Raw genomic sequence first — 1,317 nt, forward strand, 5'->3', positions numbered from 1 at the left:
CAAGAACCGCTACCGTAAAGAAACGGTGGAAGAGTTATCCCTCCAAACCTATCGGACAGGCATTTACATTCGTTTGTCGAATGAACGTACAGAAAGTTGGCGAAACAAATCGCACTCCTTAGAAACGCAAGAAAGTCTGGCTAGGAGCTTCGCCAAGGAAAAGGGGATAATTGTAGCCAAGTGCTATATTGACTATGAGTATTCTGGTAAAACCTTTAATCGACCTGCCTATCAGGACATGATGGAAGACATTAAAAATGGTGTCATAAACTGTATTATCATTCGAGACCTGTCACGCTTAGGGCGCAACTACATTGAGATGGGACGACTGATTGATAAAGTATTCCCTTTTATGGGGGTTCGCTTTATCTCAATCAATGATAACCTAGACACTCTCAATGGGTTAGGAGATAAGAAATCCTTTGAGGTGGAAATTAAGAATTTGGTCAATGACCTTTATTCTAAGGATATTTCCAAGAAAGTCACCGCTAGTCACATTCAGAAAGCCAAACAAGGTTATGTCATCGCTGGTTTTGCCCCATATGGTTACCAATTAAGTAAACAAGATGGTGGCAATCGATTGCTCATTGATTCAGTAGTTCAACCAATTATGGCAGATGTCTTTGAAAAGTTAATGGCAGGCCTATCTATTAAACAGGTGACAAAATACCTTAATCAACAAAATGTTGCTACGCCAATGTCTTATCGCCAAACAGGAAAAGTCTATAGAGCAGAACAAGATAATCGACAATGGAGAAGCGCTAATCTTCAGAGACTGGTGCAAAATCCTGCATTTTATGGTAGTCTGATTCAACGCCGGCATAATAAGACCTTATCAGAAAAAGATTACATCCAGGTAGATGATTGTCATGAGGCTTATATCACTAAGGAAGACTACCAGACCCTTCGGAGACTCAGTCGTGAACGTCGCCAAACAAGAAAGCATACTCAACCTAGAACAGCTAATCGGTATAGGGGGCTTGTTTATGCTAAGGGAAAAGCAACTCAAATGCCAAGATATTGCAAGCATTTCTCAACTCTCAACTCAGAGTATGATTACTATTACTTTATGGATCACCTTTATGGTTCAGAATCATCGGAAAGACAGACTGTCTATATCAGTGAACAAGCCTTAGATAAGATTGTGTTGAGCGTAGTTCAGACAGAGATGAATCGGCTTGGTACGATGAAATACTTGTTGCCAAGATTAGAAACGAAGAGGGAGGAATGCCTTAAAGTCTATCAAAAACAAATCAAAAACCATCAAAGGGCTTTGACTAGCTTGCAAGCTGAGCAAAGCGAACTTTACCAGAACTA

At 40.2% G+C, this 1,317-nt stretch carries 1 protein-coding gene; it reads left to right on the forward strand.

Going from position 1 to position 1,317, the window contains the following annotated elements; all coding sequences use genetic code 11:
- A partial coding sequence (locus ACERC5_RS10085; RefSeq protein ID WP_373660671.1) for a recombinase family protein occupies positions 1-1,317 on the forward strand: 1,317 nt, incomplete at both ends.

This window comes from Streptococcus sp. E24BD (assembly GCF_041807825.1).
In the GTDB taxonomy this organism is placed as follows: domain Bacteria; phylum Bacillota; class Bacilli; order Lactobacillales; family Streptococcaceae; genus Streptococcus; species Streptococcus entericus.